The organism is Nocardia sp. NPDC058705, assembly GCF_042749305.1.
Classification (GTDB): Bacteria; Actinomycetota; Actinomycetes; order Mycobacteriales; family Mycobacteriaceae; genus Nocardia.
This window is the reverse complement of sequence record NZ_JBHYRN010000019.1, coordinates 40,319-55,445: the sequence shown is the minus strand read 5'-3', so window position 1 is coordinate 55,445 and position 15,127 is coordinate 40,319. Positions and strand designations below refer to the sequence as shown.

General features: G+C 69.3%; 13 protein-coding genes. 3 read left to right on the top strand and 10 right to left on the bottom strand.

Translation table 11 applies throughout. The features are described from left to right. Positions 1–42: 42 nt before the first annotated feature. The 10 genes from murD to ACFW6D_RS21255 all read right to left on the bottom strand — a co-directional run bounded on the left by murD (position 43) and on the right by ACFW6D_RS21255 (position 11,732). Positions 43–1,479 (bottom strand): UDP-N-acetylmuramoyl-L-alanine--D-glutamate ligase, encoded by a 1,437-nt coding sequence (gene murD / locus ACFW6D_RS21300; protein ID WP_379330749.1) that lies wholly within the window; start codon positions 1,477–1,479, stop codon positions 43–45. A gap of 50 nt (positions 1,480–1,529) precedes the next feature. After that, positions 1,530–2,606: a phospho-N-acetylmuramoyl-pentapeptide-transferase gene (mraY, locus tag ACFW6D_RS21295; protein ID WP_379330622.1), complete on the bottom strand. Its 1,077-nt coding sequence runs from the start codon at positions 2,604–2,606 to the stop codon at positions 1,530–1,532. Then, positions 2,603–4,093 carry a UDP-N-acetylmuramoyl-tripeptide--D-alanyl-D-alanine ligase gene (murF, locus tag ACFW6D_RS21290; protein ID WP_379330620.1) on the bottom strand — a complete coding sequence of 497 codons (1,491 nt, stop codon included), beginning with the start codon at positions 4,091–4,093 and terminating at the stop codon, positions 2,603–2,605. Before murF ends, mraY begins: the two co-directional genes overlap by 4 nt. Next, on the bottom strand, positions 4,090–5,724 hold the full coding sequence (locus ACFW6D_RS21285) for a UDP-N-acetylmuramoyl-L-alanyl-D-glutamate--2,6-diaminopimelate ligase (protein WP_379330618.1): 1,635 nt from the start codon (positions 5,722–5,724) through the stop codon (positions 4,090–4,092). Before ACFW6D_RS21285 ends, murF begins: the two co-directional genes overlap by 4 nt. 207 nt (positions 5,725–5,931) lie before the next feature. Further along, positions 5,932–7,806 carry a peptidoglycan D,D-transpeptidase FtsI family protein gene (locus ACFW6D_RS21280; RefSeq protein ID WP_379330616.1) on the bottom strand — a complete coding sequence of 625 codons (1,875 nt, stop codon included), beginning with the start codon at positions 7,804–7,806 and terminating at the stop codon, positions 5,932–5,934. Beyond that, positions 7,803–8,729: a hypothetical protein gene (locus ACFW6D_RS21275; protein WP_379330614.1), complete on the bottom strand. Its 927-nt coding sequence runs from the start codon at positions 8,727–8,729 to the stop codon at positions 7,803–7,805. Before ACFW6D_RS21275 ends, ACFW6D_RS21280 begins: the two co-directional genes overlap by 4 nt. After that, positions 8,726–9,724 carry a 16S rRNA (cytosine(1402)-N(4))-methyltransferase RsmH gene (gene rsmH / locus ACFW6D_RS21270; protein ID WP_379330612.1) on the bottom strand — a complete coding sequence of 333 codons (999 nt, stop codon included), beginning with the start codon at positions 9,722–9,724 and terminating at the stop codon, positions 8,726–8,728. The genes ACFW6D_RS21275 and rsmH overlap by 4 nt, the downstream gene beginning before the upstream one ends. A gap of 181 nt (positions 9,725–9,905) precedes the next feature. Next, the gene (gene mraZ / locus ACFW6D_RS21265) at positions 9,906–10,337 is read right to left on the bottom strand and encodes a division/cell wall cluster transcriptional repressor MraZ (protein ID WP_056816815.1); all 432 of its coding nucleotides are present in this window, start codon (positions 10,335–10,337) and stop codon (positions 9,906–9,908) included. Between the two features lie 391 nt (positions 10,338–10,728). Further along, complete coding sequence (locus ACFW6D_RS21260; protein WP_379330610.1) at positions 10,729–11,157, bottom strand: DUF3040 domain-containing protein; 429 nt, start codon at positions 11,155–11,157, stop codon at positions 10,729–10,731. Between the two features lie 125 nt (positions 11,158–11,282). Then, on the bottom strand, positions 11,283–11,732 hold the full coding sequence (locus ACFW6D_RS21255) for an SAV_6107 family HEPN domain-containing protein (protein WP_379235866.1): 450 nt from the start codon (positions 11,730–11,732) through the stop codon (positions 11,283–11,285). A gap of 117 nt (positions 11,733–11,849) precedes the next feature. On the opposite strand from ACFW6D_RS21255, the gene ACFW6D_RS21250 reads away from it, so the two are divergent. The 3 genes from ACFW6D_RS21250 (at position 11,850) to ACFW6D_RS21240 (ending at position 15,089) form a co-directional block, all read left to right on the top strand. Beyond that, positions 11,850–12,476, top strand: coding sequence for a GNAT family N-acetyltransferase (locus tag ACFW6D_RS21250; RefSeq protein WP_379235864.1), 627 nt, complete (start codon positions 11,850–11,852; stop codon positions 12,474–12,476). Next, a complete protein-coding gene (locus ACFW6D_RS21245; RefSeq protein WP_379330608.1) occupies positions 12,473–14,038 on the top strand; it encodes a phytoene desaturase family protein in 1,566 nt (521 codons plus the stop codon). The genes ACFW6D_RS21250 and ACFW6D_RS21245 overlap by 4 nt, the downstream gene beginning before the upstream one ends. A 232-nt stretch (positions 14,039–14,270) precedes the next feature. After that, a complete protein-coding gene (locus tag ACFW6D_RS21240) occupies positions 14,271–15,089 on the top strand; it encodes a carotenoid biosynthesis protein (protein ID WP_379330747.1) in 819 nt (272 codons plus the stop codon). Positions 15,090–15,127 lie beyond the last annotated feature (38 nt).

Genomic DNA, 15,127 nt, shown 5'->3' with positions numbered 1-15,127 from the left:
GCCCCCTTTTGGGCGGTGACGTCTCGGCCGGGCGCGCGTTCGTCACAGCGCCCGCCCGATGTCACCATCTTCCAGTGCCGTCACCGCGTCCACGAAACAGCGTCCGCGGTGGGTGTAGTCGTCGTACATGTCCAGGGACGCGGCCGCTGGCGCCAGCAGGACGGTGTCGCCCGCGCTGGCCAGGCCCGCCGCGGCACGCACCGCGCGGCCCATGACGGCCTCGGCGCGCACCGATCTCGACGACTCCATGTCTGCATCGTCTCCCGCATCCAGCTCGATGACCGGGACTTCGGGTGCGTGTCGCGCCATTGCGGCGGCGATCACCGGCGCGTCGGCCCCGAAAAGCACCGCGCCGACGAGCCGGTCACCGATCTCTTCGATCAGATCGTCGACGCTCGCGCCCTTGAGCAGGCCGCCCGCCACCCACACCACCTGCGGGTGCGCCATGATCGCGGCGCGCGCGGCGTGCGGGTTGGTGGCCTTGGAATCGTCGATGAACTCGACACCGCCCAGTTCGCGCACGAACGCGGTGCGATGCGGGCCCACCTTGTGTTCGGCGAGGCCTTCCTTGACGAACTGTGGCGCCACGTCGATGGCCCTGGTCAGTGCGGACGCGGCCAGTGCGTCGGCGATGCCGGCGGGTCCCGGGGGGCTGATGTCGCTGGTCTCGGCGAGGATCGCGGCCTTGGTGAAGGCGCGGTCGAGGAGTTTGCCGTCGACCACACCCAGCTCACCGTCGGCGGGGACGCCGATCCGGAAGCCGACCGTGCGGCGCGCCTTGGCTTTGCGGGCCAGCGAGCCCGCGACGGGATCGTCGAGACCGACCACGCCGACGCGACCCGTCAGCGCGCGCGCCTTCGCGGCGGCATAGGCGTCGAGGCCGCCGTGCCAGTCCAGGTGATCCTCGGCGACATTGAGCACCACGCCCGCCTCTGGTCGCACCGAGGGCGCCCAGTGCAGCTGGAACGAGGACAGTTCGACGGCCAGGACCTGCGGGCCGGGGTTGCGGCGCAGCGCGTCCAGGATCGGCAGGCCGATATTGCCGCAGGCCACGCTGGCGATGCCCGCAGCGCGCAGGATCGAGTGCGTCATCTGGGTGGTGGTGGTCTTGCCGTTGGTGCCGGTGATCACCAGCCACTTGCGGACCGGGCCGTAGATGCGGGCCTGATCGACCCACCAGGCGAATTCGACGTCACCCCACACGGGCACGCCTTCGGTGACGGCGGAGACCAGCACCGGCGAATCGGGGCGCCAGCCGGGGCTGGTGATCACCAGCGCGAACCGGCTCAGGTCCGCGCTTTCGAGTTCGACGCTTGGGGCGATCTCGAGGCCCAGTTCGGCGGCCTCAGCGAGGGCCTTCGCGCCGTTGTCGGTGACCACGGGGTGGGCGCCGATGTCGCGCAGCGGTTCGATCAGCGAGCGTCCGGAGACGCCCCAACCGGCGACGAGAACGTCACGGCCACGCAGGAATTCGAGCATGGGGCCCGGGGAACGCAGGGCGCGGGGCGAGTGTTCGACCATGTCTCTACTCACCCGACCTGTGACAGATATTCGCTGTAGAACAAACCGAGACCCACTGCGGCGGAGATGCCCGCCAATATCCAGAACCGGATGATCACCGTGGTTTCGGCCCACTTACTCAACTCGAAGTGATGATGGAACGGCGCCATCTTGAACAGGCGATTGCGCGTGGTGCGATACACCGCCACCTGCAGCATCACCGACGCCGCCTCGGCGACGAACAGCGCGCCGATCACGGCCATCAGCAGCTCGGTGCGGGTGGTGATCGACAGACCGGCGATCAGGCCGCCGAGCGCCAGCGAACCGGTGTCGCCCATGAAGATCCGCGCGGGCGCGGCATTCCACCAGAGGAAGCCGATGCACGCGGCGGCCGCCGCGGCGCAGACCAACGCCAGGTCAAGGGGGTCGCGCACGTTGTAGCAGCCCGGGCCGGGGCTGGTGGAGCAGGAGTTGCGGTACTGCCAGAAGGTGATGATCACGTAGGCGCCGAGCAGCAGGCTCATCGAACCGGCCGCGAGACCGTCGAGGCCGTCGGTCAGGTTCACCGCGTTGGACCAGGCGATCACCAGGAACAGGACCCAGATCACGAAGATCAGCGCGCCCATCGACAGGGTGTTCCAGTCGCGCACGTAGGACAGGTGCTTGCTGGCGGGGGTGAGCCCGTCGGTGCTGCGGAACTGCAGGGCGAGCACCGCGAAGATGACGGCGGCGGCGGTCTGGCCGATGTACTTACCGGCGGCCGTCAAACCCAGATTGCGCTGTTTGCGCAGCTTGATGAAGTCGTCGAGGAAGCCGACGATGCCGAGCGCGGTGGTGAGACCGAGCACGAGCAGACCCGACGCGGTCGGACCTTCGGCGTCGTAGCCGATGCCGATCAGGTGCGAGCCGAGGTAGCCCGCCCACATGCCGATCAGGATCGCGACGCCGCCCATGGTGGGTGTGCCCCGCTTGGCCTGGTGGCTGGCCGGGCCGTCGACCCGGATCTCCTGGCCGAAGCCCTGCTTGGCGAACACCCGAACCAGCAACGGCGTCAACAGGATCGACACCGCCAATGCGATCCCCGCCGCGAACAGAATTTGCCTCATCGAGCTGAATTACCTTCCGCTGCCCCGGTCAGGTGCTCGGCGACGGCCCAGAGACCGACCGCCTTCGACGCCTTGACCAGTACCACATCGCCTGCGGCGATCTCGTCGTCGAGCAGCGCGATCGCCGCGTCGATATCGGGAACGAGGATCGATTCCTCGCCCCATGAGCCTTCCATCACCGCTCCCTGGTGCATCCCGTGGGAGGGGCGTCCGGTGCCGACCACGATCAATCGGTCGACGTCGAGGCGCACGGCCAGGCGGCCGATCGCGTCGTGTTCGATCACCGAGGTGTCGCCGAGTTCGCCCATCTCGCCCAGCACGGCCCAGCTGCGCCGGTTGGTCGGTTTGGCCAGGGTGACCAGCGCTTTGAGCGCGGCGCGCACCGAGTCGGGGTTGGCGTTGTAGGAGTCGTTGATGACGGTGACGCCGGCGGCGGTGGTCGACACGTCCATCCGACGGACCGAGGCCGCAGTGGCGCCGGACAGCGCCTGCGCCACGGTCGCGAGGTCGGCACCGCATTCCAGGGCGACGGCGGCGGCGGCCAGGGCATTGCCTACCTGGTGTTCGCCGTGCACCGCGAGCTGGACCGGGATCGATTCGCCTGCGACGTGCATCGTGAAGTGGGCGCGGGCCTGGTCGTCGGTGATCACGTCGGTGGCGCGGATGTCGGCGTCGCCGGACAGGCCGACCTTGACCACGCGGGCCTTGGTACGCGATGCCATGGCCGAAACGTTCGGATCGTCGGCGTTGAGCACCGCGAGGCCTTCGGCGGGCAGTGCTTCGACGAGTTCGCCCTTGGCTTGCGCGATCGCCTCGCGGCTGCCGAATTCGCCGAGGTGGGCGGTGCCGACATTGAGCACCACACCGATCCGAGGCGGGGTGACGCGAGCCGCCGCGGCGATGTGGCCGACACCGCGAGCAGAGAGTTCGAGCGCGAGGAACTTGGTGTCGAGACCGGCGCGAAGGGCGGTCCACGGGTGGCCCAATTCGCTGTTGAACGAACCGGGCGGGGCGATGACCGGACCCAGCGGCGCCAGCACGGCCGCCAGCAGATCCTTGGTCGAGGTCTTGCCGGACGAACCGGTGACACCGACGACGGTGAGCCCGGTGCGCTCGGCCAGCCGCTCGGTGCTGACCCGCGCCAGCTCGGCCAGCGCGGCCAGCACAGCCGCGCCGGAACCAACGCTGTCGTCGTGGCTCAGCGCGACTGAAGTCCCGGGAACCGCGCCGAGGTTGGGTGCGACGACGATCGCGGGCACGCCGACCGGGCGAGCCGCGAGCACCGCGACCGCCCCGCTGGCGACAGCCTTCGCGGCGTAGTCGTGTCCGTCGGAGTTGGCGCCGGGTAGGGCGAGGAACAGATCGCCGGAACCGATTCGGCGCGAATCGAATTCGACCGAACCGGTTACCAGTGCCTGGGGGTCGGGTACGTCGTGCAGCTCGCCGCCGACGACGTCCGCGATCTCCCGCAGTGTCATCTCGATCATGAAACTGTCAAGTCCTCCGAGTCTGTGTGCGGACGCTGTGGTGTCCGCAGGGCATCCAGCGCCACCGCGACCACCTCACGGTCGTCGAAGGGATGCTTGACGCCCTTGATCTCCTGCCCCGCCTCGTGGCCCTTGCCCGCGACGAGTACCACGTCGCCGGAGCGGGCCCAGGCGAGTGCGGCGGCGATGGCCGCCGCGCGGTCACCGATCTCGCGGATCTCGCCGCGGTCGGTGGCCGGGAGTTCGTTGGCACCGGCCACCACGGCGGACCTGATGGCCGCCGGGTCCTCGGTGCGTGGGTTGTCGTCGGTGACGATCAGCAGGTCGGCACGGGCCGCCGCGGCGCCCATCAGCGCACGTTTGCCCGCGTCCCGGTCGCCACCGGCGCCGAGCACGACGGCCAGTCTGCCCACCCCGGCTTCGACGAGGTGGCCGCGCAGGGTGGTCACCACGGATTCGATGGCGGCGGGCTTGTGCGCGTAGTCGACTACGGCGAGGAAGTCCTGGCCGCGCTCGACGCGCTGCATCCGGCCCGGCACGTCCACGACGGCCAGCGCGGGCGCGGCAACGGCGGGATCGACGCCTGCCGCGGCGCAGGTGGCGACGGCCAGCAGCGCGTTGGCGACGTTGTAGCGGCCGGGCAGGCGCAGGCGCACCGTCAGTTCGCCGTCGGGTCCGGCGGCGGTGAATTCCTGTTCGCCGCCGGTGGTCTTGATGTCACCGGTGATCTGCCAGGTCGCGCCGCGATCGGCGGGCTGGGACACGCCCTCGGTCGCGGCGCCATCGAACACGGCTGCACCGGTGGTCGACACGGTGACCGGCTCGACCAGGTCACCGGCCAGGCGGGTGCCCCATTCGTCGTCGACGCAGATCACCGAGGTGCGTGCGGCTACCGGCGAATCCGCTTCGAACAGGCGACGTTTCGCGGCGAAGTAGTCCTCGAAGTCCTTGTGGAAGTCGAGATGATCCTGCGAGAGATTGGTGAACGCGCCGACCGCGAAGCGCACCCCGTCGACCCGGCCCAGCGCGAGCGCGTGGCTCGACACCTCCATCACGACCGCGTCGACGCCCTGCTCGACCATCGCGGCGAACATCGCGTGCAACTGCGGCGCCTCGGGCGTGGTGAGCGCGCTCGGCACCCGCTGCCCGCCGATGCGCGTTTCGATGGTGCCGATCAGCCCGGTGGACAGTCCGGCCGCGGCCAGACCCGCTTCCACCAGATACGACGTGGTGGTCTTGCCCGAGGTGCCGGTGATGCCGATGATGCGCAGCCGGTCGCTGGGGTGTCCGTAGATCGCGGCGGAGAGTTCGCCGAGGACCGCGCGTGGCTGCTCGCGCACCAGCACGGGCACCGCCACGTCACCGATCAGCTCCGCGCCCGCGGCGTCGGTGAACACCGCCACCGCGCCGCTCGCGATCGCGTCGGCGGCGAATCGGGCACCGTGGGAGTTCGCGCCGGGCAGTGCGGCGAACAGGTCGCCGGGGCGCACCGCGTTGGAGCGCTGCTCGATGCCGGTGATCGTCACCTCGGTGGACGCCGTCGTGGCGCCCACGAGGTCCGCTACGGCCTGCAGCGACGTCGACAGCGGAGTGGTTGGCCGGAGCGCGTGCGGGCTGGACTGCGCGGGCACAAGGCTCCTCTCTGAGAGTGATCGAGCGCGTAGGCGAGACGAGCAGTCAGGTTACCGACGCGCGGTGTCGGAGGGACAACGTGGGTTGAGTTAATTGTTGGTTCTCGGCCCGCCCGCCTCCGGACTGAGTGGAGGGTGCGACGAAGGAGTACCCGGAGGGAGGGAAGAGGCGGGCAACCGGGGGCCGAGAACCCGCGGCGCCAGCCGCTATGACACCGCCTCCAGCACCAGTCGCTTCGGCTCGGGCGAGGGCGGCACCCGGTCGCGCTGCAACGCCCAGGACGCGATGCTGTGGAACAGCGGTGCGGCCGATCCGCCACCGGTGCCGTCGGAGCTGCGCACGGGCGCGTCGAGCATCATGCCGATCACGTAGCGGGGGTTGTCGGCGGGTGCCATACCGGCAAAGGTGCTGTAGTACTCCGAGGTCGAATAGCACCGGCACGCGGGGTCGACCTTCTGCGCGGTGCCGGTCTTGCCCGCCACCTGGTACCCCTCGATCGAGGCGGGTACGCCGGTGCCCATCTGCACACCCATCGGGTCCTTCTGCACCGTCGCCTGGAACAGTTCGCGCAGGGTGTGCGCGGTCTGCGGGCTGACCACGCGCACACCGTCGGGCTGCAGTTCCTCGGCGCGGGTGCCGTCGGGCGCCACCTTGGCCTTGACGATGCGCGGCGGGATCCGCAGGCCGTCGTTGGCGATGGCCTGGTACATGGCGGTCATCTGCAGGGTCGTCATCGAAAGACCTTGGCCGATCGGCAGGTTCGCGAAGGAACCACCCGACCACTGATCGCGGGCGGGCACCTGGCCGCCGCTCTCGCCGGGCAGGCCGACACCGGTGCGCTGACCGAGCCCGAACCGGTCGATCATGTCGGCGAACCGGTCCTCCCCCACGCGCTGGGCGAGCATGAGAGTGCCGACGTTGGACGACTTTCCGAAGATCCCGGTGGTGGTGTAGGGCGCGACGTCGTGTTGCCACGCGTCGTTCACGGTGACGCCCGACATGCGGATCGAGCCGGGCACCTGCAACACCTCGTCGGGGGTGGTCACGCCGTATTCGATGGCGGCCGCCGCGGTGACGATCTTGTTGACCGAGCCCGGTTCGAAGGGTTCGGCGACCGAGGGGTTGCTCATCTTGCCCGAGGCCCAATGGTTCGGGCCGAGTGCGGGATTGAAGGTGCCGTCGTTGGCCATGGCCAGCACCTGGCCGGTCTTGGCGTCGAGCACCACGGCCGAGGCCGAGGACGCGCCGGACACCTGTTTGGCCTGCTGCACCTGCTGCTGCACGTAGTACTGCAGGTCCGCGTCGAGGGTCAGTTCGACGCCGTGGCCGTTCACCGCGGGCTGCAGGTCGCGGTAGCTGCCGGGGATCACCGCGCCGTCGGAACCCTGGTCGTAGGTGCGCGAACCGTCGGTACCCGACAGCACCGAATCCAGCGCCGACTCGAGGCCGACCTGGCCGTGCCGGTCACCGCCGATCGCGCCGACGACATTCGACGCCAACGAACCCCCGGGATACTCACGCAGGTCCTGGCGTTCGGCACCGACCTCCGGGAACTTCTTGGTGACCTCGGCGGCCACCCGCGGATCGACGTTCTTGGCCAGGTAGTGGAACTTCTTGTCGCTCTTCAGTTTGTCGAGGAGTTCCTTCTCGGAAGGAGCGCCGAGCTTGTCGTGAATGAACTTCGCGATGTCGGCGAGCCGCTTTTCCGGATCGGGAGCGCTGGGGTCGAGTTTCTTGGCTTCGACCAGTTTCTCGCGCTCGGTCACCGGCTGGAAGGTCAGGGCTTTCACGGTGAGCGTGAAGGCGAGCTGGTTGCCGTGCCGGTCGGTGATGGGACCGCGCACGGCCGCCTCGGTCGCCTTGATGGTGCGCTGCGAGGCCGCCTGCGCCGACAGCGCGGGGGCGGCGAAACTCTGAATGTAGAGCAGCTGCAACGCGACAACGGCCAGCGTCGCCAGCAGGGTGACCCGGCCGACGCCGAGGCGCAGCCGGATCGGCCGGTCCGGCGAGAGCGACCCGGAGCGGGCCCTCGACGAGACCGGCCCGCGTCGCTGCTGCGACGCGGGCCCACTCCGCTTCATCGGGGAGCGTCCTGCGATTCGACGACCTGCGGCTGTTCGCTCGGCGGTCCGGCCACGGGGGTTGGCGCACCGGGTAGCGGCGCGTCGGTCGGATCCGGGACGACACCCGGAGTGTCGGCCGCGGCCAGCGGTTCACCCTGCGCTGCGACGTCGACCCGATCGGGGACGGTCACCGGAGCGAGGCCGTTCGGCGGGGCGGGCACGGCGGCTTCGACCGGGGCCGGAGCGATCGGAGTCGGCACCGGAGCGACTGCAGGCTGCGGCGAAACAGCCGGAGCCTGCGGCGAATTCGTGGCCGGTGACGCGAGCGCGTTCGGCGCCACACCGGTGGGCGCGGCCGTGGCCGCACCCGGCTGCACCGGCACCACGCGCTCACCCTGCGCCTGGGCGTGCCGGGGCGCGGGGCCGTTCGCAGTGGTGGTCGGCGGGCCGTTCAGCGGCGGCACCGGCGCACCCTGCGCGGGCGTCGGGTCGCCGATCACCGTCACCTCGCCGTCGGCGCCGACCACCAGCCGGGCCGGATCCTTCGCGGGGATCATGCCGAGTTCACGTGCGCGCGACGCCAATTCGGGAGCGGAGTCGGCGGCGGCGACCTCACGCTGCAGCGCGGCCCGCTCGTCGGCGAGCTGACGGTTGGTCGCCCTGATGTCGCTGAGCTGGTAGCTGTCCTCGGCGGCGCGGGTGGTGAGCAACAGGGTGAGGGCGAGGCCGCAGCCGAGCAGACCGATGATCGCGGTGACGAACGGGATCCGTCCCGCCATCGTCGAGTCGCGTGCGGGCAGTTCGATGCCGTCGAGCAACTGTTCCCTGGTGCGCTTGCGGGCGTAGGCCCGCTGTGCCGCACCGGATTTCACTCGTTCGGCTGCCTCCACGCGCCGAGCGGTCTTGCTCGGCACCGCGACTGTGCTCGTCCGCACGCTCATCGTGTCCCCTCCTGTGTCCTCCCTGACCTCTCCGCGATTCGTTCGGCCGCGCGCATCCGCACCGGCGCGGATCGCGGATTGACCTCGATCTCGGCTTCGGTCGCTTTTTCCGCGCCACGGGTGAGCATCGTGAATTCCGGTCCCATGCCGGGCAGTTCGACCGGCAGGTCCATCGGGGACCTGGAGATGATCCGTGGCGCGAGTTCGTGTTTGACCAGCCGATCTTCGAGCGACTGATACGACATGACGCAGATCCGTCCGCCCACCCGCAGTGAATCCAGTGCCGCGGGCAGTGCCGCCCGCAGCGAGTCGAGCTCACCGTTGACTTCCACGCGCAACGCCTGGAAGGAACGCTTGGCCGGATGCCCGCCGGTGCGCCGCGCCGCGGCCGGAATGCTCGCGTAGAGCACCTCGACGAGCTCGGCGCTGGTGGTGAACGGTTTCACCACCCGCCGCCGCAGCACTTCCGAGGCGATCTTGCCCGCGAACCGTTCGTCGCCATAGGTTTTCAGCACCCGGGCCAGGTCGCCGTGGCTGTAGGTGTTGAGCACGTCGGCGGCGGTGATGCCGGTGGTCGGGTCCATCCGCATATCGAGGGGCGCGTCGACAGAGTAGGCGAAGCCGCGTTCGGCCTCGTCGAGCTGCATCGACGACACCCCGAGGTCCATGAGAATCGCTGATACGGAACCGAACCGGTCGAGTCCCGCTTCGGCCAGCGCCTCGGGGATGCCGTCGTAGCGAGTGTGCACCAGCGTGATCCGGTCGGCGTAGGGCGCGAGGCGCTCGCCGGCCATCCGTAACGCGGTGGTGTCGCGGTCGAGTCCGACCAGACGTGCCTGCGGGTAGGTGCGCAGGAAATGTTCTGCGTGCCCGCCCAATCCGAGCGTCGCGTCGATGTAGACGGCGCCCGGTTCGCTCAGCGCGGGGCCGAGCAGATCGTCGGCGCGCTCCAGCAGCACCGGCACATGACGGGGGTTCTCGGCGTCATGGTTCACCTCGACCTCCCGGGATACTGCCTCGCGTCGCAGACGGGTCGCCTTGCCACACAGTGCTTTTCGAATGAGTTGATGGTGCGAATGCTTCGAGGTCTCTGACCGGGGCAAGGCACCTGGCGTCGGGGAAGTACGTCAGGGTCCACGCCCGGGCAGAGGCCTCGCAGCACTCGCGTGCTCCGGGTCAGAAGATTCCGCCCAGCGACTCGTCTCCGGCTTGCGCGTAGTCCTCCTCGTGTTCTTCGAGGTAGGTCTCCCACGCCTGCTTATCCCATATTTCGAGGAAGTCGACCGAACCGATCACCACGCAATCCCGCGAGAGGTTCGCATAGCGCCGATGGTCCGGCGACAGCGTGATCCGGCCCTGTGCGTCCGGACGTTGCTCGTCGGTGCCTGCCGCCAGCGCTCGGACGAAAGCCCTTGCCTGCGGGTTACTTCGAGACGCCGACGCGGCCCGCCGCGCGAGCGCGGTGAACTCGTCTTTGGGATACACGGCCAGGCTGTGGTCTTGGCCTTTCGTGACCATCAACCCTCCCGCCAGATCGTCTCGAAACTTCGCAGGCAACGTCAGCCGCCCTTTGTCGTCCAATCGGGGGGTGTAGGTACCGAGGAACATCTCGGCCACCTCCCTACTGGATTCACCTCGCCGTGCGGCCTCTCCTGTAGTGCGCGACCCACATTACCCCACTTTCCCCCACTTTCAATCGAAACCCTGCGTGATCCTGCTCCCCGCCAACACAATTCCGCAGGTCATCCCAGCTATCACTGAGATTCGCGGTTATCCCGTGTTCGGGCAACCCGCGCGGGTCGGCAACCCGTCGTTCCGACAACGTTCAGCAAACATCGCAGGTGCGGCACAGGTCGCGTGACCTGGTGGGGGAAGTGTGGGGCGCGGTGGGGAAGGTGGGGGAACCACCCTGACCGGGTGCGGCGCCCCGGAACGCACGAAGGCGGCGCCGCACCCGCGGTGGGTGTGGCGCCGCCTTTCGGGTCCGGCTAGGTGTGAGCTATTCCTGCTCGAACCGTCGCCGGAATCGGTCTTCCATTCGCTCGGAGAAGCCGCCGGACTTGCGCTGGCGACTACCGCGGGCCGTTGGTCCGCTCGACGGGCCGCTGCCCGCCGCGGGGTGCTCGGTCTCGTCCGGTTGGGCGGCGCGACGCGAGTTGCCGATCATCAACAGGACACCAGCGCCGAACATGGCGATGAATCCGACGAGACTGATGATCGGGAAACCGCCCGGCTTGAACGGGGCGGCGATGCCGGCGACGAGCAGAAAAAGGCCGACGGCGAACAACGCCGCAGCCTGAAGTCTGCGTCTACTCGACGTGGAACGAAGTCGTCCGCCGCGGACGGACGAGGCGAACTTCGGGTCCTCAGCATAGAGAGCGCTCTCGATCTGTTCGAGCATGCGCTGCTCGTGCTCGGAGAGTGGCACGGTACCTCCCCCGGCACTAGGCGTGGCTGGTCGCCTCCGGGTAGGCGACGGGTAGCCGACCTTGGCGGCTATCTGCTCCCCATGATACGAGTTCGATCGGTGGCGTACCACCTACTCGGTCATAACTAAGCGGTCATGTCGCGGCCACGACTCGGCTGCGGGAGGCTCTTGGCCGCGGCTACCAGCGCATCGTCGACGTCGTAGAGGAATGCGCCCACCCGTGAGCAGAACTCATCTGCTTGTGTGTCGGTGATCGCACGGTCCAATCCGGCCTCCAACGCGGCCCGTAATTGCGAGTGCGCCTCGAAGTAGTCGGCCCACATCACGAACTCCGGGCTGGCGCGTCGCAGTAACACCCAGGCGCTGCGCGAGCGCGCACGTGGCGCCCGGTCGGCTCCGGTGAGCGCGATCATCGAACCCGCACCGCGTAGCGCGGCCAGGTAGGCGGTACGGAATCGCTCCCCCGGTTCGTGCTCCCAGGCGGAATCGGTGAGCAGCGCGTCGGCCTGGCGTAGTAGTCCACCGGCGCGCCCGTCGTGGCTCGCGTGTGCTCGACCATCGTTGTGACCAGCCATCTGCTGCCCCTTTCGCCCCTCGCACTGATCGAACTAGCATTCGAACGTTTGAATTGAGATTGAATATAGGGACACCCACTGACAACTTTCCCCGTCCGCGCGCCATCGACGAGAGCCATGACAGCCGTCAAGCCGAATCACACCCCCGCACCCGTCGTCGTCGACCTGAGCGTCGCCGCCTTGCGCGCGCGCCTGCACGACGCACTCTCGGTCTATGTGGCCGCCATGGAGTACCCGCGCGGCACCGAACACCATCGCGCCCCGATGTGGACCGAGCACACCACAAGGACCGGTTGGCGCGCCGTCGCCGCGGTGCTGCCCGACGATGCCGGTGGCGTCGACCTGCGCACCGCGCCGATTCTGGCCATCGCCTACGGCTACAGCGGCGCCCCGCGACAGTGGTGGCATCAGCAGGTCCAGACCGGGATGCGCCGGTGCGGGTGGCCCGATGCGGCCGCGCGCGACCTGCTGGCCGACTACTTCGAGCTCACCGAGCTGCACGTCCATCCCGCCGCGCAGGGACGCGGAATCGGCGCGCGACTGCTGGAGCGACTGCTGGCCGATCGCACCGAGGCCGCCGTGCTGCTGTCGACGCCGGAGGTCCCGGAGGAGGCGAACCGGGCCTGGAATCTGTACCGACGGGCGGGATTCACCGATGTGATCCGCAATTTCGTGTTCGCGGGCGATACAAGGCCCTTCGCCATTCTCGGGCGCAGGCTGCCGATGCCGCCGTCGAACCCATGACGACGGTGGTGGTCGGGTCCGGCCACAACGCGCTGGTCGCAGCCTGTTATCTGGCGCGGGCCGGGCACCGGGTGCAGGTGCTCGAACGCGATGAGGTGCCCGGTGGCGCGGTCTCGACGGTGGAGCGTTTCCCCGGCCATCTTGTCGATCGCGGTTCTTCGGCGCACATCATGATCCGGCACACCGGGATCATCGAGGAGCTCGAGCTCGAGCGGTTCGGATTGCGTTATCTCGACTGCGATCCGTGGGGGTTCACCCCGTCCGACGGTGTGCGCCCGCCGATCGTCTTCCACCGTGATCTCGACGAGACGTGCGCGTCGATCGCGACGGCGTGTGGTGTCAAGGACGCTGACGCATATCGCCGGTTCGTCGGGGTGTGGGGCGAGCGCAGCGCGCGGGTGATGCGCTCGTTCGGTGGCCCGCCGACGCCGGGCAGGCTCGTTCGCTCGTTCTGGGGGCTGGACGCGCGGGCCGGTGGATCGGCGCTGTCGCGGGAGTTCCTGCAGTCCGGTGACGCGCTGTTGGACTTCTGGTTCGACGACGAACGACTCAAGGCGTCGCTGGCGTGGTTCGGCGCGCAGTCGGGTCCGCCGATGTCGGAACCGGGGACCGCGCCGATGGCCGGGTTCGCCGCGCTCATGCACACTTTGCCGCCCGGCCGTGCCGTGGGGGGAAGTGGGGCGCTCAGCGCGGCGTTGATCGCGCGGCTGCGGGCCGACGGTGGCGAGCTGCACACCGGTGACGCCGTCACCGCGCTACGCCGGTCCAGCAGTGGGTGGCAGGTGACGACCGCAGCGGGCCGGACCCTGCACGCCGACACGGTGATCGCGGGCTCCCACATCCTTTCGACGCTGGACCTGTTGCGCGCGGGCGATTTCGACCCCGCGGTCCTCGACGACTGGCAGCGGCGCATCCGGGTCGGCCCCGGCATCGGCATGGTGGTGCGTCTGGCGACCGATCGGCTACCCGAGTACCCCGGCGCCTCCCCCGCCGAATCCGCCCGTGGTCTGCAGTTCCTCGTCTCCGACCGTCGACAGCTCCGACTGGCCCACGGCGCCGCGCTGGCCGGTTCGCTGCCGCCGCGCCCGGTGGTGCTGGCGATGAGTTTCAGCGCGCTCGACCCGTCCATCGCACCCGCCGGCGAACATCAGCTGTCGCTGTGGGCGCAGTGGCATCCCTACGAGCTCGCCGACGGCAGCGACTGGGCAGCACACGCCGAGCACGAGGCGGATCGGATCATCGCCGAAGTCGACCGGTACGCACCGGGTTTCGCCTCGTCGGTGCGTCAGCGATTCGTGCAGACGCCGGTCGATCTCGAGCGGGAGATGGGGTTGCGCGGCGGCAATGTGATGCACGTGGAGATGTCGCTTGACCAGATGATGCTGTGGCGACCGCTGCCCGAGCTGTCGGGTCAGCGAGTTCCCGGGGCTCCCGGCCTTTATCTGACCGGCGCGTCCACCCATCCCGGCGGCGGAGTGTCGGGCGCGAGCGGTCGCAGCGCGGCGCGATTGGTTCTCGGCGATCGCCGCAAGCCTCGATTCCTGCTGCCACGCAAGCGATGAACGCCTTCTCGTCGCAGGTGCTCGGCAGCGACGCGCCGTCGGCCCGCGGCGCCGACTTCCCGGAACTGGCTCGATACCCACGGTGGCACGCGCGCGCCGCTGTGTGCCCGGGCCGAACCGGCAATACGGGCGTTCACTCGACGCGCACCGCGGGGTCGAGCGTTCGGCAGCGCCTGTGACCGGCGCGGCCCGCGAGCACGGGGCGGATGCGCCGCGTCGCGGTGTCGTCGCGATCCGCGACTGGTTACGCGCAGATCCCTACCGTGCGATTCCCGCCGCCACCGCGCTGGCGTTGGTGTTCGCGCAGATCACCTACCCATTGAGCACGGATGTGGCGCGCGACCGGATCACGGTTGCCGTGGTGGCGCTGTCGGCCGCGACCGCGTTGCTGCACGCGGCTACGACTCGCGGATTGCGGTGGGCTGTCGGATTTTTCGTCATCGTGTCCGGGTTGGGACTCACCGCCGAAATCGTCGGCACCGCCACCGGATTCCCGTTCGGTAGCTATACCTACGCCGTCGACCGGCTCGGACCCGCGGTCGCGGACGTTCCACTGGTGGTGCCCCTCGCCTGGACCGGTGGGCTGTACTCGATCTGGATCGTCGCGGGCATCCTGATGTCCGCCAGGACCGTGCGACGCGTGGGACTGTTCGTCCTCGGTGCGGTCGGGTGGGACCTGTTCCTCGATCCGCAGATGGTCGCCGATGGCCAGTGGACCTGGGCGGTCCGCGACGCCGGGCTGCCCGGTCTGCCCGAGATCCCGTACACGAACTATCTGGGTTGGGCGCTCGTCGCCACGGTCATGGCGGTGCTGCTCACCCTGCTCGATCGGCTTCTCGCGCCACCGCGTGATCCCTCGGTGGCGGTCCCGGTCGCGGTGTTCGGGTGGACCTGGCTCGGTTCGACCCTCGCGCACGCGGTGTTCCTCGGGCTGCCCGCGTCGGCGATCTGGGGTTTCTGCGGTCTGGGCGTGCTCGGAATCCCCCTGTTGGCACGGCGTGAGCGCCCGAACCCACCTCGACACCCCTCGAATCGGCGCGAAAATGCCTGATCGGCGTGGGTGGTGGGCCCGTCGTGTGGGCTCTGGGG

Excerpts from the sequence above, each read along its gene's own strand:
- murD (WP_379330749.1), bottom strand. The coding sequence starts at position 1,479 with ATGCTCGAATTCCTGCGTGGCCGTGACGTTCTCGTCGCCGGTTGGGGC.
- mraY (WP_379330622.1), bottom strand. The coding sequence starts at position 2,606 with ATGAGGCAAATTCTGTTCGCGGCGGGGATCGCATTGGCGGTGTCGATC.
- murF (WP_379330620.1), bottom strand. The coding sequence starts at position 4,093 with ATGATCGAGATGACACTGCGGGAGATCGCGGACGTCGTCGGCGGCGAG.
- ACFW6D_RS21280 (WP_379330616.1), bottom strand. The coding sequence starts at position 7,806 with ATGAAGCGGAGTGGGCCCGCGTCGCAGCAGCGACGCGGGCCGGTCTCG.
- ACFW6D_RS21275 (WP_379330614.1), bottom strand. The coding sequence starts at position 8,729 with ATGAGCGTGCGGACGAGCACAGTCGCGGTGCCGAGCAAGACCGCTCGG.
- mraZ (WP_056816815.1), bottom strand. The coding sequence starts at position 10,337 with ATGTTCCTCGGTACCTACACCCCCCGATTGGACGACAAAGGGCGGCTG.
- ACFW6D_RS21255 (WP_379235866.1), bottom strand. The coding sequence starts at position 11,732 with ATGGCTGGTCACAACGATGGTCGAGCACACGCGAGCCACGACGGGCGC.
- ACFW6D_RS21250 (WP_379235864.1), top strand. The coding sequence starts at position 11,850 with ATGACAGCCGTCAAGCCGAATCACACCCCCGCACCCGTCGTCGTCGAC.
- ACFW6D_RS21245 (WP_379330608.1), top strand. The coding sequence starts at position 12,473 with ATGACGACGGTGGTGGTCGGGTCCGGCCACAACGCGCTGGTCGCAGCC.